The sequence below is a fragment of the Kutzneria sp. 744 genome (assembly GCF_000568255.1).
Lineage (GTDB): Bacteria > Actinomycetota > Actinomycetes > Mycobacteriales > Pseudonocardiaceae > Kutzneria.
This window is the reverse complement of record NZ_KK037166.1, coordinates 6,115,902-6,140,344: the sequence shown is the minus strand read 5'-3', so window position 1 is coordinate 6,140,344 and position 24,443 is coordinate 6,115,902. Positions and strand designations below refer to the sequence as shown.

General features: G+C 70.0%; 18 protein-coding genes and 2 pseudogenes. 9 read left to right on the top strand and 11 right to left on the bottom strand.

The window, feature by feature from the left end; genetic code table 11:
- Window positions 1-24 precede the first annotated feature (24 nt).
- The 4 genes from KUTG_RS27845 (at window position 25) to KUTG_RS27830 (ending at window position 6,289) form a co-directional block, all read left to right on the top strand.
- Window positions 25-2,661 (top strand): glycoside hydrolase family 2 protein, encoded by a 2,637-nt coding sequence (locus KUTG_RS27845; RefSeq protein WP_052395496.1) that lies wholly within the window; start codon window positions 25-27, stop codon window positions 2,659-2,661.
- Window positions 2,662-2,797: 136 nt separating this feature from the next.
- Window positions 2,798-3,385: a type VII secretion system-associated protein gene (locus tag KUTG_RS27840; protein ID WP_052395495.1), complete on the top strand. Its 588-nt coding sequence runs from the start codon at window positions 2,798-2,800 to the stop codon at window positions 3,383-3,385.
- Between the two features lie 19 nt (window positions 3,386-3,404).
- Entirely contained in the window at window positions 3,405-5,255 is a 1,851-nt protein-coding gene (locus KUTG_RS27835; RefSeq protein ID WP_052395494.1) for a glycoside hydrolase family 15 protein, read from the top strand.
- On the top strand, window positions 5,252-6,289 hold the full coding sequence (locus KUTG_RS27830) for a glucose 1-dehydrogenase (protein ID WP_043720917.1): 1,038 nt from the start codon (window positions 5,252-5,254) through the stop codon (window positions 6,287-6,289). Before KUTG_RS27835 ends, KUTG_RS27830 begins: the two co-directional genes overlap by 4 nt.
- A 79-nt stretch (window positions 6,290-6,368) precedes the next feature.
- Here the strand turns inward: KUTG_RS27830 and KUTG_RS27825 are convergent, their stop codons facing one another.
- The 3 genes from KUTG_RS27825 to KUTG_RS27815 all read right to left on the bottom strand — a co-directional run bounded on the left by KUTG_RS27825 (window position 6,369) and on the right by KUTG_RS27815 (window position 10,430).
- Window positions 6,369-8,519 (bottom strand): putative bifunctional diguanylate cyclase/phosphodiesterase, encoded by a 2,151-nt coding sequence (locus KUTG_RS27825; protein WP_198047326.1) that lies wholly within the window; start codon window positions 8,517-8,519, stop codon window positions 6,369-6,371.
- Entirely contained in the window at window positions 8,516-9,304 is a 789-nt protein-coding gene (locus tag KUTG_RS27820; protein ID WP_043720915.1) for an SAM-dependent methyltransferase, read from the bottom strand. The genes KUTG_RS27825 and KUTG_RS27820 overlap by 4 nt, the downstream gene beginning before the upstream one ends.
- 241 nt (window positions 9,305-9,545) lie before the next feature.
- The gene (locus tag KUTG_RS27815; RefSeq protein WP_043720914.1) at window positions 9,546-10,430 is read right to left on the bottom strand and encodes a LysR family transcriptional regulator; all 885 of its coding nucleotides are present in this window, start codon (window positions 10,428-10,430) and stop codon (window positions 9,546-9,548) included.
- 121 nt (window positions 10,431-10,551) lie between these two features.
- On the opposite strand from KUTG_RS27815, the gene KUTG_RS27810 reads away from it, so the two are divergent.
- A complete protein-coding gene (locus KUTG_RS27810; RefSeq protein ID WP_043720911.1) occupies window positions 10,552-11,412 on the top strand; it encodes an aldo/keto reductase in 861 nt (286 codons plus the stop codon).
- Here the strand turns inward: KUTG_RS27810 and KUTG_RS27805 are convergent.
- Both KUTG_RS27805 and KUTG_RS27800 read right to left on the bottom strand, forming a co-directional pair.
- Window positions 11,409-13,730: a CapA family protein gene (locus KUTG_RS27805; RefSeq protein ID WP_043720910.1), complete on the bottom strand. Its 2,322-nt coding sequence runs from the start codon at window positions 13,728-13,730 to the stop codon at window positions 11,409-11,411. The genes KUTG_RS27810 and KUTG_RS27805 overlap by 4 nt on opposite strands.
- Window positions 13,731-13,775: 45 nt before the next feature.
- The gene (locus KUTG_RS27800; protein WP_043720908.1) at window positions 13,776-15,170 is read right to left on the bottom strand and encodes a glutamate decarboxylase; all 1,395 of its coding nucleotides are present in this window, start codon (window positions 15,168-15,170) and stop codon (window positions 13,776-13,778) included.
- A gap of 108 nt (window positions 15,171-15,278) precedes the next feature.
- Between KUTG_RS27800 and KUTG_RS27795 the strand changes: the two genes are divergently transcribed.
- Together KUTG_RS27795 and KUTG_RS27790 are read left to right on the top strand one after the other, a co-directional pair.
- Complete coding sequence (locus tag KUTG_RS27795) at window positions 15,279-16,088, top strand: lysozyme (RefSeq protein ID WP_043720905.1); 810 nt, start codon at window positions 15,279-15,281, stop codon at window positions 16,086-16,088.
- Between the two features lie 247 nt (window positions 16,089-16,335).
- Window positions 16,336-17,202, top strand: coding sequence for a lysozyme (locus KUTG_RS27790; protein ID WP_043720904.1), 867 nt, complete (start codon window positions 16,336-16,338; stop codon window positions 17,200-17,202).
- 54 nt (window positions 17,203-17,256) lie between these two features.
- On the opposite strand, the gene speB is transcribed toward KUTG_RS27790, so the two are convergent.
- From speB to KUTG_RS27765, 5 genes and pseudogenes are all read right to left on the bottom strand, one after another.
- Window positions 17,257-18,267 carry an agmatinase gene (gene speB / locus KUTG_RS27785; RefSeq protein ID WP_043720901.1) on the bottom strand — a complete coding sequence of 337 codons (1,011 nt, stop codon included), beginning with the start codon at window positions 18,265-18,267 and terminating at the stop codon, window positions 17,257-17,259.
- 15 nt (window positions 18,268-18,282) lie between these two features.
- Window positions 18,283-20,554 (bottom strand): annotated as a pseudogene (gene purL / locus KUTG_RS27780) (phosphoribosylformylglycinamidine synthase subunit PurL).
- Between the two features lie 14 nt (window positions 20,555-20,568).
- On the bottom strand, window positions 20,569-21,246 hold the full coding sequence (purQ, locus tag KUTG_RS27775; protein WP_043720900.1) for a phosphoribosylformylglycinamidine synthase subunit PurQ: 678 nt from the start codon (window positions 21,244-21,246) through the stop codon (window positions 20,569-20,571).
- On the bottom strand, window positions 21,243-21,482 hold the full coding sequence (gene purS, locus KUTG_RS27770; protein WP_043720898.1) for a phosphoribosylformylglycinamidine synthase subunit PurS: 240 nt from the start codon (window positions 21,480-21,482) through the stop codon (window positions 21,243-21,245). Before purS ends, purQ begins: the two co-directional genes overlap by 4 nt.
- A gap of 294 nt (window positions 21,483-21,776) precedes the next feature.
- Window positions 21,777-22,319, bottom strand: coding sequence for a hypothetical protein (locus KUTG_RS27765; protein WP_043720895.1), 543 nt, complete (start codon window positions 22,317-22,319; stop codon window positions 21,777-21,779).
- A gap of 116 nt (window positions 22,320-22,435) precedes the next feature.
- Between KUTG_RS27765 and KUTG_RS27760 the strand changes: the two genes are divergently transcribed.
- The gene (locus KUTG_RS27760) at window positions 22,436-23,413 is read left to right on the top strand and encodes an NAD-dependent epimerase/dehydratase family protein (protein WP_043720894.1); all 978 of its coding nucleotides are present in this window, start codon (window positions 22,436-22,438) and stop codon (window positions 23,411-23,413) included.
- Between the two features lie 31 nt (window positions 23,414-23,444).
- The gene (locus KUTG_RS27755) at window positions 23,445-24,086 is read left to right on the top strand and encodes an MBL fold metallo-hydrolase (protein WP_043720891.1); all 642 of its coding nucleotides are present in this window, start codon (window positions 23,445-23,447) and stop codon (window positions 24,084-24,086) included.
- Here KUTG_RS27755 and KUTG_RS27750 read toward each other — a convergent pair.
- Window positions 24,057-24,443 (bottom strand): annotated as a pseudogene (locus KUTG_RS27750) (DUF2334 domain-containing protein); the annotation flags it as partial. The gene KUTG_RS27755 and the pseudogene KUTG_RS27750 sit on opposite strands and share 30 nt — an antisense overlap.

Genomic DNA, 24,443 nt, shown 5'->3' with positions numbered 1-24,443 from the left:
AGAACTCCTGTGAGGAGGCGGTCCATGCTCCGCAGAAGCCAGGTTCCCTGGCTGGTCACCGCGCTCGGCCTGGCCCTGGTCGTGCCGGCCGGCGTGTCCGACGCCAGCGTGCAGCCCAGAGTCGCGGCCCCGTCCGCCCCGGGGCAGGTCGTCACGGTGCCGGGGTGGAAGCTCCAGACCAGCAAGACCGCCACGCAGGGCGGCGCGACCCTGTCCTCGCCGACATATGACGACGGCTCATGGACATCGGTGCCGGCCCGCTCCACCGTGATGGGCGGTCTGGTCGCCGCCGGAAAGTACGGCGACCTCAACTACTCGACCAACCTCAAGAACGTCGGCAAGTCCGACTTCTCGGTGCCGTGGTGGTATCGGGAGACGTTCAGCGCCACCCCGGCCGCCGGCTCGCACACGTTCCTGCGGCTGACCAACGGAATCATCGGCGGCTCGGAGATCTGGCTCAACGGCGCCAAGATCGGCACCACCGACAACGGGGCCTACCCGGCGCACGAGTTCGACGTCACCGGCGCGCTCAAGACCGGCACCAACGCGCTGGCCGTCAAGGCCTCGCCGGCCGACCCGAAGAAGCAGCTGTCGATCTCCTGGGTGGACTGGACGCAGCTGCCGCCGGACAACAACATGGGCATCTGGCGGGATGTGCAGCTGGCCGAGTCCGGCTCGGTGACGGTTCGCAACACGCGCGTCGTCACGTCGGTGGCGGGTGATCTCAAGAGCGCCGATCTGACGATCAAGGCCGAGGTCACCAACAACACAGGCGCCGCCGTCACCACCACGGTCGCCGGTACGGTCGACAAGACGGCGTTCACGCAGCAGGTCTCGCTGGCCGCCAACCAGACCAAGACGGTGAGCATCGCCCAGCACCTGACCAATCCCAAGGTCTGGTGGCCGTACGAGATGGGCGACCAGCCGCTGTACCACCTGGCGCTCAACGCTTCCGTGGACGGCAAGGTCTCCGACAGCGCCGCCACCGACTTCGGCGTGCGCGACGTGAAGTCGGCGATGAAGGACGGCGCCATGTCGTTCACCGTGAACGGCAAGCCGTTCCTGGTGCGCGGCGGCGGCTGGGCCTCCGACCTGTTCCTGCGCTACGACGCGCAGAAGCTGGGCGACCAGATGGACTACGTCCGCGACCTCGGACTGAACACCATTCGCCTGGAGGGCAAGGAAGAGAACGACGAGCTGTACGAGATCGCCGACAAGCTGGGCATCATGGTCATGCCCGGCTGGGAGTGCTGCTCGTACTGGCAGAGCTACGGCAGCTGGAAGGCCGCCGACCACACCGTGGCCAAGGACTCGGCGGTCACCGAGGGCCTGCGGCTGCGCAACCACCCCAGCATCCTGGGCTTCTACATCGGCAGCGACACCGCGCCGCCGGCCGCGGTGGAGAAGGACTACCTGGACGGGCTGAAGGTCTCCGACTGGCAGGCCCCGATCATCTCCTCGGCGGCCAAGGCCACCAGCCCGCAGACCGGACCGTCCGGCAACAAGATGGACGGCCCGTACTGGTTCATCCCGCCGAACTACTGGTACGGCAACCAGCTCGGCGGCGCGTTCGGCTTCGCCTCCGAGGTGGGCCCCGGCCCGACCATCCCGGACGCCGACGCGCTCAAGCAGTACCTGTCCCCGGCCGAGCTGTCCGACCTGTGGCAGAACGGTTCCAAGGCGCAGTACCACCTCTCGCCCAGCGGCGAGTTCTCCAAGCTGGGGTCGTTCCTGACCGCGCTCGGCAAGCGCTACGGCACGCCGAAGAGCCTGGACGACTTCGTGTCCAAGGCCCAGATGACCAACTACGAGGTCAACCGGGCCCAGTTCGAGGCGTTCGGGCGCAACCAGTCCAAGGCCAGCAAGCCCGCCACCGGTGTCATCTACTGGATGCTCAACAACCCGTGGCCGACGTTGTACTGGCACCTGTACGACTACTCGATGCAGCCGTCGGGCTCGTACTTCGGGGCCAAGGCCGGCCTGCGGCCGCTGCACGTCCAGTACTCCTACGACGACCGCTCGGTGGCGCTGGTGAACACCGGGCTCGACGCCAGGTCCGGCCTGTCCGTGCAGACCACGGTCTTCAACACGGATGGCACGGTCAAGTCCGACACCACGCAGTCCGGCGTCACCGCCAAGGGCAACGCGTCCACCACGCTGGACAAGGTGGCCAACCCCGGTGGGCTGTCGGCCACGTACTTCGTGCGGCTGCTGCTGAAGGACTCCAGCGGCGCCGTGGTCGACCGCAACGTGTACTGGCTGTCCACCAAGCCGGACACGCTGAAGTACGACAGCTCCACCTGGTACGACACGCCGCAGAGCGCCTACGCGGACCTGTCCGGCCTGCAGAACCTGGGCACGGGCAAGGTCGACGTCGCCGCCTCCACGACGACCAGCGGCGACCGCTCGACGACGTCGGTGAAGCTGACCAACAGCGGCAGCAAGGTGGCGTTCTTCCTGCGGGCGACCATCCGCAAGGGGGCGACCGGCGGCGAGGTCGCCCCTATCACGTGGAGTGACGACTATGTCACGATCTGGCCCGGGGAGTCCGTGACCCTCCAGGCCGACTACCGCACCGCCGAGCTGGGCGGCGCCCAGGCGAACGTGCAGGTGGCGGGGGTCAACGTAGCGGCCAGGACGGTCGCCGCGGCCCCGAGGTAGCACCCGTGGGCGGCCTTTCCCCGCGTCGAGTGACACGGGGAAAGGTCACCCATGTTAGTTACAAAGAGTGGTTCGTGACCCCCTCGGTGTTATGAGAGGGTGAAGTGCCCGCAGGACACTTTCGAGGGGCGAACCCGTGGCTGCACCGAACACCCACCTGCTGACCATCACGCAGGACATGCGCGACAACGCGAAGGCCAACCCGAACACCTGGCTGCACATCCTGGATCCGGCGTTCCGCCCGGACGACGAGGTGCCGCCGTGGGGCTTCATCGGCTCGTTCCGGGTCGACGAGGACGGCCGGATCGACGAGCGCTTCGAGCCCAACCCGAACTGGCGGCCCTCGCCGGTCTCGGCCGGCATGCCGGCGCCCGAGACCCAGCTGGAGCGGGCCATGCAGCAGGCGCGCACCGGCTACGAGCCGGAGGAGTCCGTGCTCGACGGCGTGCTCAACGCGACGCTGCTGGTGTACGCCCGCGGCCCCGAGGACCGCGAGCTGGCCGGCTTCCAGGACCAGAACACCGGCCAGATCCTGGTCGCCGCCTGCACCTCCAAGCGGTTCGTGCCGGACGTGTGGCCGCACGCGCGGGCCGTCGCCGGCCGCGACCTGGTGGCCAAGCTGGCCGGCTGCCCGCTGCTGCTCAATCCCGGCCACAAGCCGGGCGCGCTGATTCCGGCCGAGGCGTTGCTGGCGGCGGCGGGCGTGTCCCCCGAAGGTGGTTGATCAGGGCTAATGTCGGCCGGTGCCTGATCATCACGACGCCGGCCCCGGCCGCATCGAGGACTACGCCCTGCTGTCGGATCTGCGCACGGCGGCGCTGGTCGGCCTGGACGGCTCGGTGGACTGGCTGTGCCTGCCCCGCTTCGACTCCCCGTCGTGCTTCGCGCGGCTGCTCGGCGACGACAACGCCGGCCGCTGGCTGCTGGCGCCGACCGCGGCCGTGACGTCGGTGAAACGGCGTTACCGGGACACCACCCTGGTGCTGGAGACGGAGTTCGAGACCGTCGACGGTGTGGTGCGGGTCGTGGACGCGATGCCGCCGCATGCCGACGGCAGCGCCGACGAGCCGCGACTGGTGCGGGTCGTGGAGGGCGTGTCCGGCAACGTGGAAATGCGGCTGCGCTGGGTGCTGCGGTTCGCCTACGGCGACTCCACGCCCTGGGTGCGGCGGGTCAAGGCCGACAACGACGAGCACATCCTGGCCGTCGCCGGACCGCATGCCGTGGTGCTGCGCGGAGATCGGCTGCCGTACCGGGTGCACGGCCAGCGGGCGCACGAGGCGGTGTTCACCGTCGCCGAGGGCCAGCGGCTGGCCTGGACGATGGAGTTCACCACCACCCCGGATTCACCGGCGGCCGCAGTGGATCCGTACCAGGAGATCGCCCGCACCGAGCGGTTCTGGCACGACTGGCAGGCCCGCATCACCTACCAGGGCCCACATCAGGAAGCGGTGCGGCGTTCGCTGGCCACGCTCAAGGCCCTGACCTACGCGCCGACCGGCGGCATCATCGCCGCGCCGACCACCTCGCTGCCGGAAGCCCTTGGCGGGGAACGGAACTGGGACTACCGCTACTGCTGGCTGCGCGACGCCACCCTGACCCTGCTGGCCTTCGACAGCTTCGGCTGCACCAGGGAGGCCCTGGCCTGGCGGTCGTGGCTGCTGCGCGCGGTCGCGGGCGATCCGGCCGATCTCCAGATCATGTACGCCATCGACGGCGAGCGGCACCTGCTGGAGTGGGAGGTCGACTGGCTGCCCGGCTATCACGGCGCCACCCCGGTGCGGGTGGGCAACGCCGCGTTCCGGCAGTTGCAGCTGGACGTGTACGGCGAGGTGATGGACGCCCTGCACCTGGCCCGCGAGCGTGGCGTCGAGGAGAGCGCGGAATCCTGGGCGCTGCAACGGGGTCTGCTGCGGCACCTGGAGGAGATCTGGGAGCAGCCGGACAAGGGCCTGTGGGAGGTCCGCGGCCCGGACCGGTTCTTCACGCACTCCCGGGTGATGATCTGGGTGGCGTTCGACCGGGCCGTGCGGGCGGTGGAGCAGGACGGGCTGCCGGGGCCGGTGGAGCGCTGGCGTGAGCTGCGGGACGCCGTGCACGCGGAGGTGCTGGCCAAGGGCTGGAACGCCGATCTCGGGGCGTTCACCCAGTACTACGGCGGCACCGACCTGGATGCGGCGACGCTGCTCATCCCGGCCGTGGGTTTCCTGCCCGGCGACGATCCCCGTGTGGTGTCGACGATCGCCGCCGTCGAGCGGACGCTGAAGCACGGCGATCTGGTCGACCGGTACACCACCTCGGCCGGCGAGTCCAGTGTGGACGGCCTGAGCGGCCACGAGGGCTCGTTCCTGGCCTGCTCGTTCTGGTTCGCCGACGCCCTTGCGCTGTCGGGCCGCCGCCAGGAGGCTGAGGCCATGTTCGAGCGGCTGGCCGCGTTGGCCAACGACATCGGCTTGCTGGCCGAGGAGTACGACGGCGGGGCCGGGCGGTTCACCGGGAACTTCCCGCAGGCGTTCAGCCATCTGGCGCTGGTCAACAGCGCGGCCGTCCTGTTCGGCGACACCGCCTGCCGGCACGAGGCGAACCGGCGATGAGGGCCGCGACCGTCACCCCGGGCCGGCCGGACGACCTGCGCGTCTCCGAGTGGCCGGAACCCGTTGCCGCCTCGGGAGAGTTGCTGGTCGAGGGCCTGCTGGTCGGGTTGTGCCACACCGATCTGGAGATCATCAACGGCCGGATCGACGCCCTGCCGCCGGGCCAGGACCGGATGGTGTTGTTCCACGAGTCGCTGGGTCGGGTGCTCGAAGCCCCGGCCGGCAGCGGATTCGCCCCGGGTGACCTGGTGGCGGGCGTGGTGCGGCGGCCGGATCCCTTGCCGTGCGCGCCTTGTGCCGCCGGACGGTCGGACTTCTGCCTCAACGGCAACTACACCGAGCGTGGCGTCAGCGCGCTGGACGGCTTCGGCTCGGAGCGCTGGGCCGTCCCCGTCGAGTACGCGGCGAAGCTGGCGCCGGAGGTCGGCGACTGCGGTGTGCTGGCCGAGCCCACGTCGATCGTGGCCAAGGCATGGGATCAGGTCGACATCATCGGCGGCCGCACCTTCCATGCGCCGCAACGGGTTCTCATCACCGGAGCGGGCCCGATCGGTCTGCTGGCGGCGATGCTGGGCGTGCAGCGGGGGCTTGAGGTGCACGTGTTGGACCGCATCGACCACGGCGTGAAACCGGAGCTGGTGCGGGCGCTGGGGGCGACCTACCACCTGAGCCTGGACACTGTTCCCACCGTGGATGTGGTGATCGAGTGCACCGGCGCCGGCCCGCTGATGTTCGACTCGGTGCTCAAGCTGGGCCGCAACGCGGTGGCCGTACTGCTCGGTCTGTCCACTTCGGACGCAGCGATCCCGTTGGCCCCGGCCAGGTTGAACGACACCCTGGTGTTCGGCAACGCCGCCGTGGTCGGCAGCGTGAACTCGGCCCCGGCGCACTTCCGCACCGCCGCGCAGGCCCTGGCCAAGGCCGACCAGGACTGGCTGCGGCGCCTGATCACCCGACGCGTGCCGCTGTCCGACTGGCCCCGGGCGCTGGAGCTCCACGACGACATCAAGGTGGTTGTGGAGCTCGATCGCTAGCCGAAAAAGGCTCTACGTGAGTGGCTCATTTCGCGTCTGAAGCGAAGTGAGCCACTCACGTAGAGCCAAAAGGGCGGGGCTAGAACAGCACCTCGATCTGGTGGGGCGGGCCGGGCCGGGCGAACAGCCAGCCCTGGCCGGCGTCGCAGCCGATCTTGCGCAGCCGTTCGGCCTGGGACGGCGTCTCCACGCCCTCGGCGGTCACCGTCAGCCCGAGCGCGTGGGCCAGCGACACCAGGGTGCTGACGATCTTCGAGTCCACCGGGTCGGCCCCGTCGGCGGCCCGCATGCCCTCCATGAACGAGCCGGCGATCTTCAGCTCGTGCACGGGAAGGTGCTTGAGGTAGGCCAGGTTCGAGTAGCCGGTGCCGAAGTCGTCGATGGCGATGCGCACGCCCATGCCGGACAGCTGCCGCAGCGCCTCCAGCGGCTCGTCGGCGGTGCCCATGATGGCGCTCTCGGTCAGCTCCAGCTGCAACAGGTGCGGCGGGAGCGCGAACTCCTCCAGGATGGACTTCACGTCGTTGACCAGCGCCGGGTCCCGCGACTGCCGCACGGCCAGGTTCACGCTGACGAACGGCGTGGCGTCGCCGAACTCGTCCATCCAGCGCCGGGCCTGCTGGCAGGCGCTGCGCAGCACCCACCGGCCCAGCGGCACGATCAGCCCGGTCTCCTCGGCCAGCTCGATGAACCGGTCCGGCGCCAGCCGCCCGAACTCCGGGTGCTGCCAGCGAACCAGCGCCTCGACGCCGAGGACCTTGCTGTCCTCCAGGCGAACCAGCGGCTGGTAGTCGACGTAGAACTCGTCGCGCTCCAGCGCCGCCGGCATCGTCGCCGACAGCGTGAACCGCGCGACCTCGCGGGCGTTGCGCTCCGGGTCGTAGAGCGCCCACCGGCTCTTGCCGTCGGCCTTGGCCCAGTACAGCGTGATATCCGAGTCGCGCATCAGGTCGGCCGAGGTGGTGCCGTTGATCTCCCGCTCCACCAGGCCGATCGAGGCCGACACCGACAGCTCGTGCCCGTCGATGCGGACCGGCGCGGTCAGCGAGTCCAGCACCCGGTCGGCGATATCCACAATGGACTGAGTGCCGGTGGAGCCCTCGATCAGGATGACGAACTCGTCGCCGCCCATCCGGGCCACCAGCCGGCCGTCGCCGGCCACCGACTCGTCCAGCCGGTTGGCCACCGCGACCAGCAGCTGGTCGCCGATGTCGTGGCCCAGGCTGTCGTTGATCACCTTGAAGCCGTCGAGGTCCAGGTAGCACAGGCCGATGCGGGTGCCGGCGGCCCCGTCGAAGGCCTTGCTCAGCCGCTCCAGGAACAGCGCGCGGTTGGGCAGCGTGGTCAGCGGGTCGTGCAGCGCCTGGTAGCGCAGCCGGTTCTGCAGCAGGTGCCGGTCGGTCACGTCCTCGACCATGGCCACCTGGTAGGCCGGCTGCCCGTCGTCGTCGCGGACCAGCGAGATCGTCAGGTGCGTCCACACGGCCTGGCCGTCACGGCGGTTGAAGCGCTTCTCCACCCGGAAGTGGTCGCGCTCCCCGTGCAGCAGCTGCTCGTAGTAACCCCACACGCTTTCCGCGTCGGCCGGGTGCATCAGCGAGCGCAGGTTGCGCTGCCGCAGCTCCGAGGCCGGATAGCCGAGCATGTCCTGCAACGACTGGTTGACCTCGAGAATGTTGCCGTCCGTGTCCGAGATGCCCATGCCGATGGCCGCCTCCGCGAACACCGCGCGGAACCGGGCCTCGCTGGCCCGCAGCGCCGCCTCGGCGTGGTCGCGGGCGTCCAGCACGGCCTCCCGGATCGCCTCCTGCTCGTCCAACGTCCGCTCCCGCAGGCTCTGCGCGTAGCCGGCCGACAGCGAGCCCTGCAGCGCCGCGATGCGGGAACGCAGGTGCGGCTCGCCGTCGCGGCCCAGCTCGGACAGCAGCTCGTCGCCCATCAGCTGCACGGTGCGGTCCAGCGTCTCGGTGCCGGTGAAATGGGCCTCCACCAGCCGGATGCCGACCTCGTGGGCCGCCGACGTGCGGAAGGTGTCCGCGAGCAGCGCCTCCACCAGCAGCTCGGTCAGCCCGCGCAGGTGCTCGACGACCTCGGCCTTGGTCATCGGCACGTAGCTGGTGCCGATGATGGCCGAGGCCCACGACTGCGCGAAGGCCTCCATGCCCGCGGCGACCGGCTCAGTCACGGCCGACCGGGCCCGGGGAATGTCCTGCCTGGTCCACCCCGTCATGGCTTACGCCCCACCGCCACGTAGGCCGCGCTGCGCTCGGGATGCTCATCCAGGTCCTCCACCGCCTCCGGACGCCACAACGAGATGTCCACGACTCCAGGTTCCGCCAGGTCGAAGCCGGCTAACAACTCGGTCACCTCCGCCGCGCTCCTGGGGTGGAAATCGATGGTCGTGTTGTCCCGGTAGAGCTGCTCGGTCCGCTGGTAGTCCTCGAGACCACCCTCGACGGAGAAGTTGGTGAGCACGATGTGGCTGCCGGGCGCGGCGGCGTCCCGGTAGCGCGCGATCACCTGGGGCAGGGCGACGTCGCCGACGAAGTCGAGCACTCCCACCAGAAGCAGGCCCACCGGCTGGTCGAAGTCGAGCAGCCGACGCGTTTCGGGGTGGCCGAGCACCAGGTCCGGCTCGCAGATGTCGCCCAGCACCACGGCGGTGTTGGCCGAGTCGAGCATGTGCGTGCCGTGCGCGATCACCGCGGGGTCGTTGTCCACCAGCACCACGCGACTGGACGGGTCCAGCCGCCGGGCCAGCTCGGCCGAGCCGCCGGCGGTGGGCAGGCCGGAGCCGAGGTCGAGGAACTGCGTGACACCCTGCTCGACCAGGTAGCGCATCGCGCGCGCTAGGAAGCGCCGGTGCAGCTGCATCATCCGCGGCAGCTCGGGCATCAGCTTCGCGGCGGCGTCCGCCAGCACGCGGTCGACGGCGAAGTTGTGCGCGCCACCGAGGTAGTAGTCGAAGATCCTGGCCACGCTCGCGCTGCGCAGGTCGATTTCCGGGCGCTCCACGCGGCCACCTCTCGTCCTCGGTGTCTCCCCACCCGAGTAGGACCGGTGGCGAGCATACGACCGGGCGCGCCGGGCGTCTAACGTCACGTTTTCTCCCTGCGGCCGGCCGACACCCGGTGACAGGCGGGCCGTCCGCCTTCACTGTGAAAACCAGGTGCCATGGGTTCCTCCCCCCGACGCCGCCACGGCAGCGATCCAGTGCACCACTCGTTCGGCGGACATGGTGACAGCATGAGGCCAATCACACAGGCTGTAGGCGGGCCTGCGGAGCAACCATGTCCAAGAGCACGCTGGCTGCTGCACTGTGCGACGCCGGCGTGACGATCGCGGTCTCCCACGTAGGCGCCGGGCCGGTCAGCGGCACGAACCGGGCCCGCGAGCCCTTGTGCACGAAGTTGCCGGGCAGGATGGCCACGCCGAGGCCGTTGCCGACGAGGTCGAGCAGCGAGTGCACGTCGTTGACCTCCAGCGCCACGTGCCGGTCGAGGCAGTTGGCGGCCAGCAGCCGGTCCACGGTCTCCCGCGTGCCCCAGTCCGGGTGGTAGTCCACGAACGGCAGGCCGTCGAGTTCCCGCAGGTCGACGTGGTCACGGGCGGCGAAGGGGTGCTCGGGACCGCAGGCCAGCATCATCGGCATGGTGTCCAGCGGGGTGAGCATGACCTCGTCGGGGACGCGGGCCGGCCTGGTCACGAAGGCGACGTCCAGCCGTCCGGCGCGGACCTGTTCGACCAGGGCGCCGGAGCTGTCGTGGCGGAGCTGGATGTCCACGCCCGGGTGAGCCTTGCTGAATCGGGAAAGAATCCCGGGCAGGTCCACTGTGCACAGACACTGGAGCGTGCCGACGGCCAGGCGGCCGCGCAGCAGACCCTGCACGGCGGCAACGGCGTCGCGGCCGGCGGCCACATTGGTCAGCGCGCGGCGGGCCTCCACCAACAGCGCCCGACCGGCCTCCGTCAGCTCCACCTGCCGCGTGCTGCGCAGGAACAGGGCCGCTCCCAGTTCACGTTCGAGCGAGCGGATGGACGCCGACAGGCCGGACTGGGCCACGTGCATGCGCTGGGCGGCCCGGGTGAAGTGGCATTCCTCGGCCACCGCGACGAAGTACTCGAGCTGACGAAGTTCCACGATCAGGCATCCCCGGATTCAGCACGTGCAGCGATCGGGCGGATCACTTTCTTCTGTTGGACAGCTTAATACCGTGCCAGGAGGGTGGAGTCAGGTCAACAACCTACGAAAGAGGACCACGATGCAGACTCGCCGTATCGGCGACGCCCAGGTCAGCGCGATCGGCCTCGGCGGCATGCCGATGTCCATCGAGGGGCGGCCGGACGAGGCGCGCAGCATCGCCACCGTGCACGCCGCACTCGACGCCGGCATCACCTTCTTCGACACCGCCGACGCCTACTCGCTGGGCGGCCCCGAGGTCGGGCACAACGAGACGCTGATCGCCGAGGCCGTCGCCAGCTGGGGTGGCGACACCTCCGACGTGCTGATCGCCACCAAGGGCGGCCACCTGCGCCCCGGCGACGGCAGCTGGACGCTCGACGGCCGCCCCGAGTACCTCAAGCAGGCGGCCGAGGCCTCGCTCAAGCGCCTCGGCGTCGAGGTGATCGGCCTCTACCAGTTCCACCGGCCCGATCCCCAGGTCGACTACGCCGACTCCGTCGGGGCCATCCGGGACCTGCTGGACGCCGGCAAGATCCGCTACGCCGGCGTCTCCAACGCGAACCCGGCGCAGATCAAGCTGGCCGACGAGATCCTCGGCGGCCGGCTGGTCTCCGTGCAGAACCAGTTCTCGCCGGCCTTCCGGTCCAGCGAGCCCGAGCTGGAGCTGTGCGACGAGCTGGGCATCGCCTTCCTGCCGTGGAGCCCCTTCGGCGGCATCCGGCGGGCCGCCGAGCTGGGCGACCGGTTCGCGGTGTTCTCGGAGATCGCCGCCGAGAAGGGCGTCAGCGCGCACGTGCTGACCCTGGCCTGGATGCTGGCCAAGTCCCCGGTGGTCGTGCCCATCCCCGGCGCCAGCCGCCCGTCGAGCATCCAGGACTCGGTGACCGCGGTCGACGTCCAGCTGACGCCCGAGGAGATGGGCCGGCTCGACGCCGCCTAGTAGGCGTAGCCGCTGAAGGTGGGGGCGGCCGGCGCCGGCGAGTTGTTGCGGACGAAGTCGTAAGGGCCTTCCGTGACCGTGCCGGCCGGCCGCCACTCCACAAAGGACACGTCGTCGAAGTCGACGGCCTGGCCGGCCACCGATCCCGCGCGGGTGGCCGCCAGGCCGAGCTTCAACAGCACCATGTTGCCGTCCGGGCCGAGGTCCTGGGGCCTGAGGTCGACGGAGACGTCGTGCCACTGGCCGTCGGACGGCACCGTCAGCTGCCGGTTGATGTCCTTCAGCGCGGTGGAGTCCGGGTCCTCGGTGGGATCGGAGTCGTCGAAGTGGTACGGCGTGACCCGGATCAGCGGGGTCGCGCCGTTGGCCGCCCGGACCTTGGCCCGGAGCGTGTAGGTCGGCTCGGGGTCGCGGGGCGTGCCGTCGGCGTTCTCCTCGCGATGGCGCGGCAGCGGGATCCGGGCCACCGGCCGGTCCAGCTTCTCCGCCCCGCCCGCGCCTTCCACCCGGAGGTAGCCGGCCTGGCCCGGGGCCCCGTTGCCGACCACGTCCTCGGACCAGTGCGTGTCGCCGTCGGGCTTGCCGTCGACGGTGTTGTCCTCGAAGCCGCCCCAGCCGAACAGGTCCCGCCCGAGGTCGATGTCCTTGGCCTCCACGGGGTCGAGCAGGCCGTTGAAGCCGATCTTGGCGACCGCGTGCGGGCCGACGGCCACCTTGACGGGGGTCGGCTTCGGCGGATCGGCGGTGATCACGGCCGTGCCGTGGTCGGCGTGGAACTGAGCGGGCTTCGTGTCGGCGTCGAACGGCGTCGGCACGGTCAGCACCCCGCCGTTGGGGCCCCGCTGCGTCTGCACCGGCCGCCGGCTGTCCGCCCACACTCCCTGCACCGTCCGCTTCGCCGCCTCGCCCGTGGCCGGCTCCGGGCGGTAGCCGTCGATCTCGATCGGCACCAGGCGGGCCTCCACCAGCGTGTCGCCGTCCCAGACCGTGCGCAGGAAGGCCGACGAGAACGTGGACAGGAAGTCCTGGTCGAACACGAAATTGCCCATGCTGTAGGCGATCAGGTGGCCCTTGTACCACTCGAAACCCTGCAACACGTGGGGATGGTGGCAGATCACGATGTCCGCGCCGGCGTCGATGGCCGCCCGGGCCATCGCCCGGGTGTCCTTGGCGCTCGCGGACTGGAACTGGAAGCCGGAGTGCATCTCGACGATGGTCAGCTTGTTCTCGGCGGCGACGGCCTTGATCTGCGTCGGCGACGCGGTGTTGTCCCAGCGGGCCGCGCCGCCGTGGCCGCGGCGGGCCACCCAGTCCTGGATCTCCGGGTAGACGTGGGTCAGCGACTCCCAGGCCGCGGCCTGGTCCGCCTTGGACAGCTTCTCGTAGGCCGCCCAGGCCTGGCCGATGGTCCGGTCCTGCGTCGGGACCTTGCCGAAGCCCCAGGAACGCGGCTGGTACTGCCAGGCGTCGTCATCGCTGGTCGGCGTGCCGGCCTTGGGGTAGGAGTCGTTGACGTACGAGCCGTCCACGCTGGTGTAGGCCAGCACGGCCACGCCGGTGCCGTGCACCTGGGTCTGGAACGGCTTCTGCGGCTCGTCGCCGACGGTGGTGCCGACGACCGGAAACCCGGCCCCCGTGAGCGCCTTCTGCGTGTCGGCCACGCCGTCGTCGAGGAAGTCCCGGGTGTGGTTGTTGGCCAGCAGCGGCACGGTGACGCCCAGCGCCTTCAGGCCGTCGATGCTGGACGGCGGCGACTTCAGGATGAACCGCTTCTTCGGGTAGGCGCTGCTCGGCGCCTTGTCGCTGACCACGGTCTCCAGGTTCACGGTGCTCAGGTCGGCCATCCGGAAGGCCGGCGCCACGCTGTCCACTACGGAGCGTGCACCAGCGGCGGCGTCGTTGGCCGGGATGAGCTTGCCGGTCTGGTAGCGGCGGCCGAACATCACATCGCCCGCGGAGTTCACCGCGAACCGCTTGCCGCCGTTGTCGGACAGCAGCCGCACGTCGATGGTCCTGCCGGCGTCCTCCAGGCCGAGGATCACCGGTTCGGCGATGTGGCCGGGGGCCTGAGCAACCGTCATGACCGGGCCGTTGGCCAGCTGCACCCGCAGCGGTTCGCCGAGCGACCGGCCGTCCTCGTCCACGACACGGACGGTGACCGCAGGCGTGGCCGCGGTGGGCACGACCTCCGCGTCGCCCGGACAGCGCCACAGGCAGCCGCCGACCAGGTTGGGGACGATCGCCAGGCCACCGGCGACCAGCGCGAGGATCAGGAACAGGTGCAACCGCTTGCCCACCGCCGCCACGGCACGCTCCACTTAGTTAGGAAACTTTCCTAATAGTGGGAGCCATCCAGGTACGTGTCAATGGTGCTGGCCGTGCTCGAAGCCCGCCGACTCCGGACCGTGCAGCGGCCGCTCCAGGCGCTCCAGCACCGGCAGAGCCCTCCTCAGGTCGTCCAGGAACAGCTCCGCGAGGTCGCGGCCGAAGCCGTTGCGGACCACCACCCGCAGCGCCGCCAGGTCCGTCCGGTTGTCGGGGAAGGTGTAGGCCGGCACCAGCCAACCCGCCTGCCGCAGCGCCGCCGACACGTCGAACACCGAGTAGCGGGTGACCTCCTCGGACAGCGTGAAGGCGAACACCGGCAGCTCGTCGCCCGCGGTCAGCAGCTGGAACGGCCCCAGCTTGCCGATCTCGCCGGCCAGCCAGGTCGCCACCTCCCGACAGGTCAGCTGGACCCGGCGGTAGCCGTCGAAGCCCAGCCGCAGGAAGTTGTAGTACTGGGCGATCACCTGCGAGCCCGGGCGGGAGAAGTTCAGCGCGAAGGTCGGCATGTCGCCGCCCAGGTAGTTGACCCGGAACACCAGGTCCTCGGGCAGCGCGTCCCTGTCCCGCCAGATCGCCCAGCCGACACCCGGGTAGACCAAGCCGTACTTGTGGCCGGAGGTGTTGATCGAGGCCACCCGGGGCAGCCGGAAGTCCCACTCCAGCCCGGGATCGCAGAACGGGGCGACCATCGCGCCTGAGGCCCCGTCCACGTGCACCGGGATGTCGTGGCCGGTCTCCTGCTGGAACCTGTCCAGGGCCGCGCAGATCTCGGCCACCGGCTCGTACGAGCCGTCGAAAGTGGAGCCCAGGATGGCCACCACGCCGATCGTGTTCTCGTCGCAGCGGGCCACCGCCTCGGCCGCCGACAACGTGAACCGGTCGCCCTCCATCGGCACCAGCCGGGCCTCGACGTCCCAGTAGTTGGCGAACTTCTCCCAGCAGATCTGCACGTTGATGCCCATGACGATGTTGGGGCGATCCGTGGACCTGCCGTCCGCGCGGCGCTTGTGCTGCCAGCGGCGCTTGAAGGCCAGGCCGGCCAGCATGCAGGCCTCGCTGGAGCCCGTGGTCGAGCAGCCGACGGCCCGCACCGGGTCCTCGGCGTGCCAGAGCGCGGCCAGCATCCGCACGCAGCGGGACTCCAGCTCGGCGGTGCGCGGGTACTCGTCCTTGTCGATCATGTTCTTGTCGAACGTCTCGGACATCAGCCGCGCCGCCTGCGGCTCCATCCACGTCGACACGAAGGTGGCCAGGTTGAGCCGGGCGTTGCCGTCGAGCATCAGCTCGTCGTGCACCACCTGGTAGGCCAGCTCGGGATCGATTCCCTCCGCCGGCAGCACATCGCGCGCGATGCTCATCGGTTCGCGGGTGAACACGGGATTGACGTCGGTGCGCCGGCCGCTGTCGTCGGACGGATGCCTGAGACCCATGGCTGCCAACGCTAGTCCCGGACACGCGGGGTCGCTCAGCGCGAGAAAATAATCCGTTCGGTCTAGTGTGATAGTCCGTTCGGTCCCCAGCGGGGAAGGAATTCGCCCATGGAGTCGACACCACGGACAAGCCTGCGGGCGTTGCTGGCCGGCGTCCTCGTCACGGCGATGGTCGCCGCCCCCACGCCCGCGTCCGCGCAGCCGCTGGCCCATCCACAGGACGACTACGCCGGATCCCAGATCGCCAAGCACGAGGGCACCGGGGGCGGGCCGCTGCTGGACGTCAGGGCCAACGACGACGTGCTCGGCCTGGACGTCGCCAGCTACCAGGGCACTGTGGACTGGGCCGCGGTGGCCCGCAACGGCGGCAAGTTCGCCTACAGCAAGGCAACCGAGGGCATCACCTACACCAACCCGTCCTTCGGCCAGCAGTACAACGGCTCCTACGCCGCCGGCCTGACCCACGGGGCCTACCACTTCGCGCTGCCCGACGTCTCCGACGGCGCCACCCAGGCCAACTTCTTCGTCGACCACGGCGGCGCCTGGTCGCGTGACGGGCGCACCCTGCCGCCCGCGCTGGACATCGAGTACAACCCCTACGGGGACACCTGTTACAAGCTCACGCCCGAGCAGATGACGGCCTGGGTCAAGGCCTTCAGCGACCAGATCTGGTACCGCACCGGCGTGCCGCCGACGATCTACACCAGCTACACGTGGTGGACGAAGTGCACGGGCAACTCCACGGTGGTGAGCCGGAATCCGTTGTGGATACCGCGATACGGCACCGATGTCGGCACGTTGCCCGGCGGCTGGACCACCCAGGCCATCTGGCAGTTCGCCGACAAGGGCACCTTCCCCGGCGACCAGAACCGGTTCAACGGCAACGGGGACAGGCTGCGCTCGTTCACACTTGGGTGAACCCTTTGTTACTGACTAACCAGATGCGCGACACCGGGGTTGACAGGTGGCGCAGACTACGTCTGACGGCCCCGAGCGACAACGCTGTCAGGCCAAGGTGTTCACCCCGACGACGTAATACCGCTACTCCGTATACGTGAGAAAATCACCGTCAATCTAGCCCAAGCGTGAATCTTCGTTCACACTTCACGCAACGTGGAGATTCCACGTGATCCGCTTCCCTGCGAGCAGATCGAGAGGTTCCACCATGAACACTCGGTTACTCCCGGCGGGCCGCGGCCGCCGCGCGGCGGCGCTCATCGCCGCCGTGATCCTGTCCGTGGCCTTCGGCGCCGTCACCCCTGCCGACGCCGCCACCACCACCGCGTGCGGTGGAAATCCCCCCGATTCCGTGCAGGACGCCACTCACAACCACACCATGGGCTCCCAGGTCGCGCGCCACCTCGGCCACCGGTGCGCCCCGCGGCCCACCTCCTTCGGGCCCGCCGCCGTCGTCTACGGCATGGACGTGAGCTCCTATCAGGGCAACGTCGACTGGCAGACCGCCTGGAACAACGGCGGGCGGTTCGCCTACATCAAGGCCACCGAGGGCACGTACTACCAGAACGCCTACTTCGCCCAGCAGTACAACGGTTCCTACAACGTCGGCATGATCCGCGGGGCCTACCACTTCGCCACGCCCAACACCACCGACGGCACCACCCAGGCCAACTACTTCGTCGACCACGGCGGCGGCTGGTCCGGCGACGGCCGCACCCTGCCCGGCGCGCTGGACATCGAGTGGAACCCCAGCGGCGCCGAGTGCTACGGCAAGTCCGCCGGCGCCATGGTGCAGTGGATCCTCGACTTCAGCAACACCTACCACGCCCGCACCGGGACCTGGCCCATGATCTACACCGCCCAGCAGTGGTGGCAGGACTGCACCGGCAACGGCGGCGACTTCACCTCCACCAACCCCCTGTGGGTCGCCCGCTACGCCTCCAGCGCCGGCGTCCTGCCCTACGCCTGGGAGTTCTACACCATCTGGCAGTACGCCGACTCCGGCACCTTCCCCGGCGACCAGGACGTCTTCAACGGCGCCTACGACCGCCTCCAAGCCCTGGCCAACGGCTAAGAGCCGTCCCCGACCCCGGTGGCGGCAGGATCCCCTGGCGCCACCGGGGATTTCTCAACGCCCGTCCAGCAGCGGGCGGGCCGGGTCCCAGGTGTCGCCGGTGGCCGCGTCCTTGCGGCGGCGGGCGATGCCGGAAAGTGCTTCCAGCACAACACGATTGCCCAGGGCGGCGGTGATCTGGGCGTGGTCGTACGGGGGCGAGACCTCCACGACTTCCACGCCCACAACGGGAAGCTGGTAGCAGAGGCGGCGGACTGCGTCGAGCAGCTGGCGGGCGGAGAGGCCGCCGGGCTCGGGGGTGCCGGTCCCCGGCGCGTGCCCGGGATCGCAGACGTCGACGTCCACGGAGAGGTAAACGCCGTCGCAGTCGTCGACCGCGATGGCGGACGCCTCGGTCAGGCACTCGTCGAGGCCTCGGGTGACGATCTCCGTCATCTCGTACGACCTCATGTGCTGCTGGGCCATCCAGTCCAGCGTCTCCGGCTCGGGCCAGTAACCCCGCAGCCCGAGTTGCAGGAACCGGTCGCCGCGGATGGCACCGCACTCCAGCAGCCGACGCATGGGCTGGCCGTGGCCGTAAAGATGGCCGAATTCGATGTTGCCCGTGTCGGCGTGGGCGTCGAAGTGGATCATCGAGATGCGCCCGAAGCCGAAATGCCTTGCCACGCCACGGGCATCCGGCAGCGCGATGCTGTGGTCGCCGCCGAGCACCACGGGAATCGCACCGGAGGCCGTGATGGTGTGCACCGCCGCCTCGATGGCCGCGTGGCTGCCCATCTCGTCGCCGGCGTACATCTCCACGTCGCCGGCATCGAGCACCCGCAGGTCCTTCAGCGCATCCACGCGCAGGGCCAGGCTGGGCCGAGAACCGTTGTGCCCCAGGTAATCCGTGGTGCGAATGGCCTGCGGCCCGAAACGAGTGCCGGGCCGGTGTGACGTGCCGCCGTCGTAGGGCGCACCCACGACAACAACATCGGCCTCCGCGAAGGAAGCCGGCTCCGCGAGATCACAGGGATCAACGCCGAGAAACGTCACATCCGGCCCGTACATCGCCCCATAGCGCATGGGGCTGAACGTAAATCAGTCGAACAGGGCGGGCAAGGTGCCTTCCCAGGCGGTGCGCAGCTCGTCAAGGGGGTACGTCGCGAGGCCCTGGATCTCCAGCTCGGTCGACTCCTTGTCCACCACACCGATGCGCACCCACGGCAGCTCCCGCGCGGTGCACATCTCGGTGAAGCGGAGCTCCTCGCTGCGCGGCACGGCGACCACGACACGGCCGGCCGACTCGGAGAACAGCTGCACGAACGGGTCGACACCCTCGGGCAGGATGATCCGCGCGCCGGTCTCGCCGAGCAGGCAGGACTCGACGATGGCCTGGGCCAGGCCGCCGTCGGACAGGTCGTGCGCCGCCGACAGCATGCCGTCGCGGGAACCCGCGACCAGCACCTCGGCCAGCAGCCGCTCCCGCTCCAGGTCGACCTGCGGCGGACGGCCGCCGAGGTGGCCGTGCTCGACGTGCGCCCACTCGGAGCCGCCGAACTCGTCGCGGGTGTCGCCGAGCAGCAGCAGCGTCTCGCCCGGCTCCGTGCCGAAGCCGGTCGGGATGCGCCGGGCGACGTCGTCGATCACGCCGAGCACGCCGACCACCGGCGTGGGCAGGATCGCCGTGCTGCCGGTCTGGTTGTAGAAGCTGACGTTGCCGCCGGTGACCGGGATGCCCAGCTGCGCGCAGCCGTCGGCCAGGCCCTTGATGGCCTGCTCGAACTGCCACATCACGGCCGGGTCCTCGGGCGAGCCTAAGTTCAGGCAGTCGGTGACCGCCAGCGGCGTCGCGCCGGTCGAGGCCACGTTCCGGTACGCCTCGGCCAGGGCCCTGCGCGCCCTGGTACGGGTCCAGCTTGCAGAACCGGCCGTTGCAGTCGGTGGACAGCGCCACGCCGCGGCCGGTCTGCTCGTCGACCCGGACCATGCCCGAGTCGGCCGGCTGGGCCAGCACGGTGTTTCCCCGCACGTAGCGGTCGTACTGCTCGGTCACCCAGCGCTTGGACGCCAGGTTGGGCGAGGAGATCATCCGCAGCAGCAGGGCCCGCAGGTCCGCCGCGCTCTGCGGCCGGGTCAGCGACTCGGGACCGTTGGCCTGCAAGGCGTCCTGGTCGGCCGGACGCTCGATCGGACGGTGGTAGACCGGGCCCTCATGGGCCACAGTGCGCGGCGGCACATCCACCACGACCTGGTCGTGCCAGGTGATGACCAGGCGGTCCCCGTCGGTCACCTCGCCGACCTCGGTGGCGATGACGTCCCACTTGCGGCAGACCGCCATGAAAGCGTCCACATCGGACGGCTTCACCACGGCCATCATGCGTTCCTGGGACTCCGACGACAGCACCTCGGCCGGTGTCATTCCCGTGGCCCGCAACGGAACCCGGTCCAGCCAGACGTGCATGCCGCCGTCGCCGGCGCTGGCCAGCTCACTGGTGGCGCAGGACAGGCCGGCGCCGCCGAGGTCCTGGATGCCGACCACGATGCCCTCGCGGTAGAGCTCCAGGCAGCACTCGATGAGCACCTTCTCGGTGAACGGGTCGCCCACCTGCACGCTCGGCAGCTTCTTGCGGCCGGCGCCGCCCTCGTCGCCCGAGAACGAGTCGCTGGCCAGCACCGAGACGCCGCCGATGCCGTCGAGGCCGGTGCGCGCGCCGAACAGGATGACCTTGTTGCCGGTGCCGGAGGCGTGGGCGAGGTGCAGGTCCTCGACCCGCAGCGCGCCGATGCAGCCCGCGTTGAGCAGCGGGTTGCCCGCGTAGCTGGCGTCGAAGACCAGCTCGCCGCCGATGTTGGGCAGGCCGAGGCAGTTGCCGTAGCCGCCGACGCCGGCCACCACACCGTGCAGCACACGCCGGGTGTCCGGGGCGTCGGCCGGGCCGAAGCGCAGCGGGTCGACCACGGCGATCGGGCGGGCGCCCATGGCCATGATGTCGCGGACGATGCCGCCGACGCCGGTGGCCGCGCCCTGGTAGGGCTCCACGTAGGACGGGTGGTTGTGGCTCTCCACCTTGAAGGTGACCGCCCAGCCGTCGCCGATGTCGACCACGCCGGCGTTCTCGCCGATGCCGGCCAACATCTTGGCCCGCATCTCCTCGGTGGTGGTCTTGCCGAAGTAGGCGAGGTGGATCTTGGACGACTTGTACGAGCAGTGCTCGCTCCACATCACCGAGTACATGGCCAGCTCGGCGTCCGTCGGCCGGCGGCCGAGGATGTCGCGGATGCGCTGGTACTCGTCGTCCTTCAGGCCCAGTTCACGGTACGGCTGCGCGTGCTCCGGCGTCGAGGCCGCGTGCTCGACCGTGTCGATCAAGTGCTCAGTCGTCGTCACGCCGCCACCAGGGTGTCGAGAGCGGACAGGAACAGGCCCAGGCCGTCGTCCGACGGGCCGGTCAGCGCGTCGATCGCGTGCTCGGGGTGCGGCATCAGGCCGACCACGCGCCCGTTGGCGCTGGTGATGCCGGCGATGTCGTTGAGCGCACCGTTCGGGTTGCCGCCGACGTAGCGGAACGCCACCCGGCCCTCGCCCTCCAGCTCGTCCAGCACGTGCTGGTCGGCCACGTAGCAGCCCTCGCCCGACTTCAGCGGGATCAGGATCTCCGCGCCCTGGTCGAACCGGCTCGTCCAGGCCGACGTGCTGTTGTCCACCCGCAGCCACTGGTCGCGGCACACGAAGTGCAGGCCCTTGTTGCGGATCAGCACGCCCGGCAGCAGGCCGGCCTCGCACAGGATCTGGAAGCCGTTGCAGATGCCCAGCACGGGCATGCCCTGCTTGGCCGCCGTGATCACCTCGGACATCACCGGCGCGAACCGGGCGATCGCCCCGGCCCGCAGGTAGTCGCCGTAGGAGAAGCCTCCCGGCACCACGACCGCGTCCACGCCCTTGAGGTCGGCGTCCGCGTGCCAGAGCGCCACTGACTGCGCGCCCGACCGGTCCACCGCCCGGGCCGCGTCCGTGTCATCCAGCGTGCCGGGGAAGGTGATGACCCCGATGCGCGCGGTCACGACTCCACCCGTCGCACGACCCAGTCCTCGACGACCGGGTTGGCGAGGAAGGTCTCGGCGATCTTGGCGAGCGTGGCGTCGTCGACCGAGTCGTCGACCTCCAGCTCGAAGTGCTTGCCTTGGCGAACGCTGCCGATGCCGGCGAATCCGAGGCGAGGCAGCGCATTGGCCACCGCCTGACCCTGCGGGTCGAGGATTTCGGGCTTGGGCATGACGTCGACGACGACTCGGGCCACTGAGGATGCTCCCGGTGCGGAGGGGTCGCGGTACCCGCAGAGCCTACCTGACCTGGGTGAAGTCGATGGACACCCGCCGAACGCCCGGTTAACGTCACATCCGCCGAGGCCCGTAAGCCGAGGAAGTGAGCCCAGCCAACGTCCGGACTCCTCGACGGCCGGGCATCGCGCTATCGGGGGAACGAAGTGGTCGTAGTTGCTGGTTGTTGCTAGTCTTGTGTCAGCTTTGGCCCGTAAGCCAGGGAAGTGAACCCGGTCCCCGTCCGGACGGTCGGCGGCCGGGTTTCGCGCTGTCTAGGGGCTCCCTGAGACATCCACCACTTTTGCCAGCACCGTCTGCACCCGGCGTTGCCAGTCGCCGCCGGCCCCGACACACCAGGCAACCGCGTCGGCCACCCAGAGCAGGGACTCCTGGGTGCTGCTCACGTGCTCGTAGACCAGACCCGTGTCCCGCGCCTGACGACCCTGGGCGATGCGGATGGTCAGCCGGTCGTGCTCGTCGCGGACCTCCCGGCTGTCCAGCACGAGACGGCCCCCGCCCAGATCCATCAGGTCTGCGACCAGGTGCGAAAGGCATTCCCGCCGAGCGCGTTCCTCCCCCTGCCGGCAGCTCGCCGAGTAGACCCGAACCGCGACCGCGGTGGCCGTGATCCTGGAAACGATCAGTCGACGCCGGGCCGGCGTCTCCTTCTTGAAATGCAGCTCGTGCTGGCCGGACAGCAGCAACGCGCGCAGGACCTTGCGGGTCCGGCCAAGATCACGAGGATCGACGAGTGCTGCCACCAGCAGATATCGCTGGCCGCGGCGGGACTCGTCGACGAAGGCGTGCACACTCACCGATCAGTGATCGACTTGGTCCGACTTGAGCTGAATCGATCGACCGGTTAGATCTTCGGCGTTCGCCCAGCGCGAGAGGGGTGGCGAGGGGGCGGGGGCGGGTCGAGGGTGGGGCCATGCGACTTCTGGTTCTGGGTGGAACGGTGTTCGTCGGCCATGCGGTGGCGGCGGAGGCGCTGCGCAGGGGGCACGAGGTGGTGTGCGCGGCCCGGGGCACCAGCGGGGCGGTGCCGGACGGCGCGGAGCTCGCGCCGGTGGAGCGGGACGCGCCGGACGGGCTGGCGGCGGTGGCCGGGGAGCGCTTCGACGCGGTGGTGGACGTGGCGAAGATCTCGCATCCGTGGGTCCGGGACGCGGTGCGGGTGCTGGGGCCGAACGCGGGGCACTGGACGTTCGTCTCGACGATCAGCGTGTACGCGGACATGGAGAAGGTGTCCGAGGACCTGCTGGAGCCGCTGTACGAGGACGGCCGGGACGACTTGGCGCGGTACGGCGGGATCAAGGTGGCCAGTGAGGGGGAGGTCCGCGAGCACCTGGAGGACCGGGCCTTCATCGTGCGGCCGGGTCTGATCACGGGCCCGGGCGACGGCAGCGACCGGTTCGGCTACTGGCCGGGGCGGTTCGCCCGCGGCGGCCGGGTGTTGCAGCCGGCCGGTGAGGGGGCGATGAGCCAGCACATCGACGTCCGGGACCTGGCGGAATGGATCGTGACGGCCAGCGAGAACCGCCTCGTCGGCACGTACGACGCCATCGGGCCGTCGCGGCCGCTGGACGAGGTCCTGGACGGGATCAGGGAACTCGTGGCCCCGGCCGGCACCGAGGTGACGCCGGCGTCCTCGGAAGCGTTGCTGGCCAACGAAGTCCAGTACTGGGCCGGCCCGAGGTCGTTGCCGCTGTGGCTGCCGCCGAACCACGCCGGCATGACGGCCCGCGGCACGGCGGCGTCCGAGGCGGCGGGACTGACGTTCCGGTCGTTCGAGGACCAGGTGCGCGGGGCGCTGGCCGAGGAGGAGCAGCGGGGCGTCGACCGGGAGCGCAAGGCTGGGCTCACACCCACACAGGAGAAGGAGATCCTGGACCGACTCCAGGCATAGGCTGGCAGGACACGTAGCGAAGGAGCCATCGATGCATATCGTCCACTTCGGACACGCGTGCGTGCTGCTCGACACGGGGTCGGCCCGGATCATGATCGACCCGGGCACGCTGTCCACCGGCTTCGAGCAGACCGAGGGCCTGGACGCGGTGCTGATCACGCACCAGCACGCCGACCACATCGACGAGGCCAAGCTGCCGGCCCTGCTCGCGGCCAACCCGGGCGCCAAGCTCGTGGTGGACCCGGACACCGTCGGCATCGTCCAGAAGCTGGGCCTCGACCACATCGTGGCCAATGTGGGCGACAAGCTGACCTTCGGCGGTACGACCGTGGACGTGATCGGCGGCGAGCACGCCGAGATCTACGAGGGCAAGCCGGGCATCACCAACGCCGGTTATCTGGTCGACGACGGCGCTTTCCTGCACCCGGGCGACTCGCTGGTGCGCCCGGGCCGGGACCTGGACGTGCTGGGCGTGCCGGTGTCCGCGCCCTGGCTGAAGATGGGCGAGGCGCTGGACTACGTGCGCGAGGTCAAGCCGCGCGTGGCCATGCCCATCCACGAGGGCGTGAACTCCGACCTCGGCAACATGCTGGTGCTGAACTGGCTCAACATGACCAAGCCGGAGGGCACCGAGGTCGTGAAGCTAGCTCACGGCGAGGCGACTAAGGTGTAGTCCCGCGTAGGTCATCGGTTCGGCGCCGTGGTGCAGGGCGATGTCGATCGCGTCGAGCACCGCCTGCCGCGGCCCGGGCCGGACCAGGTCGCCGGCGTCCACCGCGATGCGGACCAGTCCGCCGCGGCGGGCCGCCCGCGCCACGCCGAGCACCAGTGCCCAGCACAGCCACTGCTCGCCGCGCTCGGTGCGGGCCAGGCCGTGCACCCGGCCCGGGATGACGACGCCGTTGTGCAGGTCCCGCACCGCCGTCACGTCCGCGCAGAGCCGGAAACCGTGGCGGCGCAACGCGATCAGCGTGCCGTTGGACGCCAGCCAGCGCGGCGGGGCGAAGTAGTCGGTACGCAGGTCCAGCCG

Coding starts and splice junctions, on each gene's coding strand:
- KUTG_RS27755 (WP_043720891.1), top strand. CDS start 23,445: ATGCATATCGTCCACTTCGGACACGCGTGCGTGCTGCTCGACACGGGG.
- speB (WP_043720901.1), bottom strand. CDS start 18,267: ATGCGCTATGGGGCGATGTACGGGCCGGATGTGACGTTTCTCGGCGTT.
- KUTG_RS27825 (WP_198047326.1), bottom strand. CDS start 8,519: ATGACGGGGTGGACCAGGCAGGACATTCCCCGGGCCCGGTCGGCCGTG.
- KUTG_RS27845 (WP_052395496.1), top strand. CDS start 25: ATGCTCCGCAGAAGCCAGGTTCCCTGGCTGGTCACCGCGCTCGGCCTG.
- KUTG_RS27800 (WP_043720908.1), bottom strand. CDS start 15,170: ATGGGTCTCAGGCATCCGTCCGACGACAGCGGCCGGCGCACCGACGTC.
- KUTG_RS27810 (WP_043720911.1), top strand. CDS start 10,552: ATGCAGACTCGCCGTATCGGCGACGCCCAGGTCAGCGCGATCGGCCTC.
- KUTG_RS27795 (WP_043720905.1), top strand. CDS start 15,279: ATGGAGTCGACACCACGGACAAGCCTGCGGGCGTTGCTGGCCGGCGTC.
- KUTG_RS27760 (WP_043720894.1), top strand. CDS start 22,436: ATGCGACTTCTGGTTCTGGGTGGAACGGTGTTCGTCGGCCATGCGGTG.
- KUTG_RS27830 (WP_043720917.1), top strand. CDS start 5,252: ATGAGGGCCGCGACCGTCACCCCGGGCCGGCCGGACGACCTGCGCGTC.
- KUTG_RS27790 (WP_043720904.1), top strand. CDS start 16,336: ATGAACACTCGGTTACTCCCGGCGGGCCGCGGCCGCCGCGCGGCGGCG.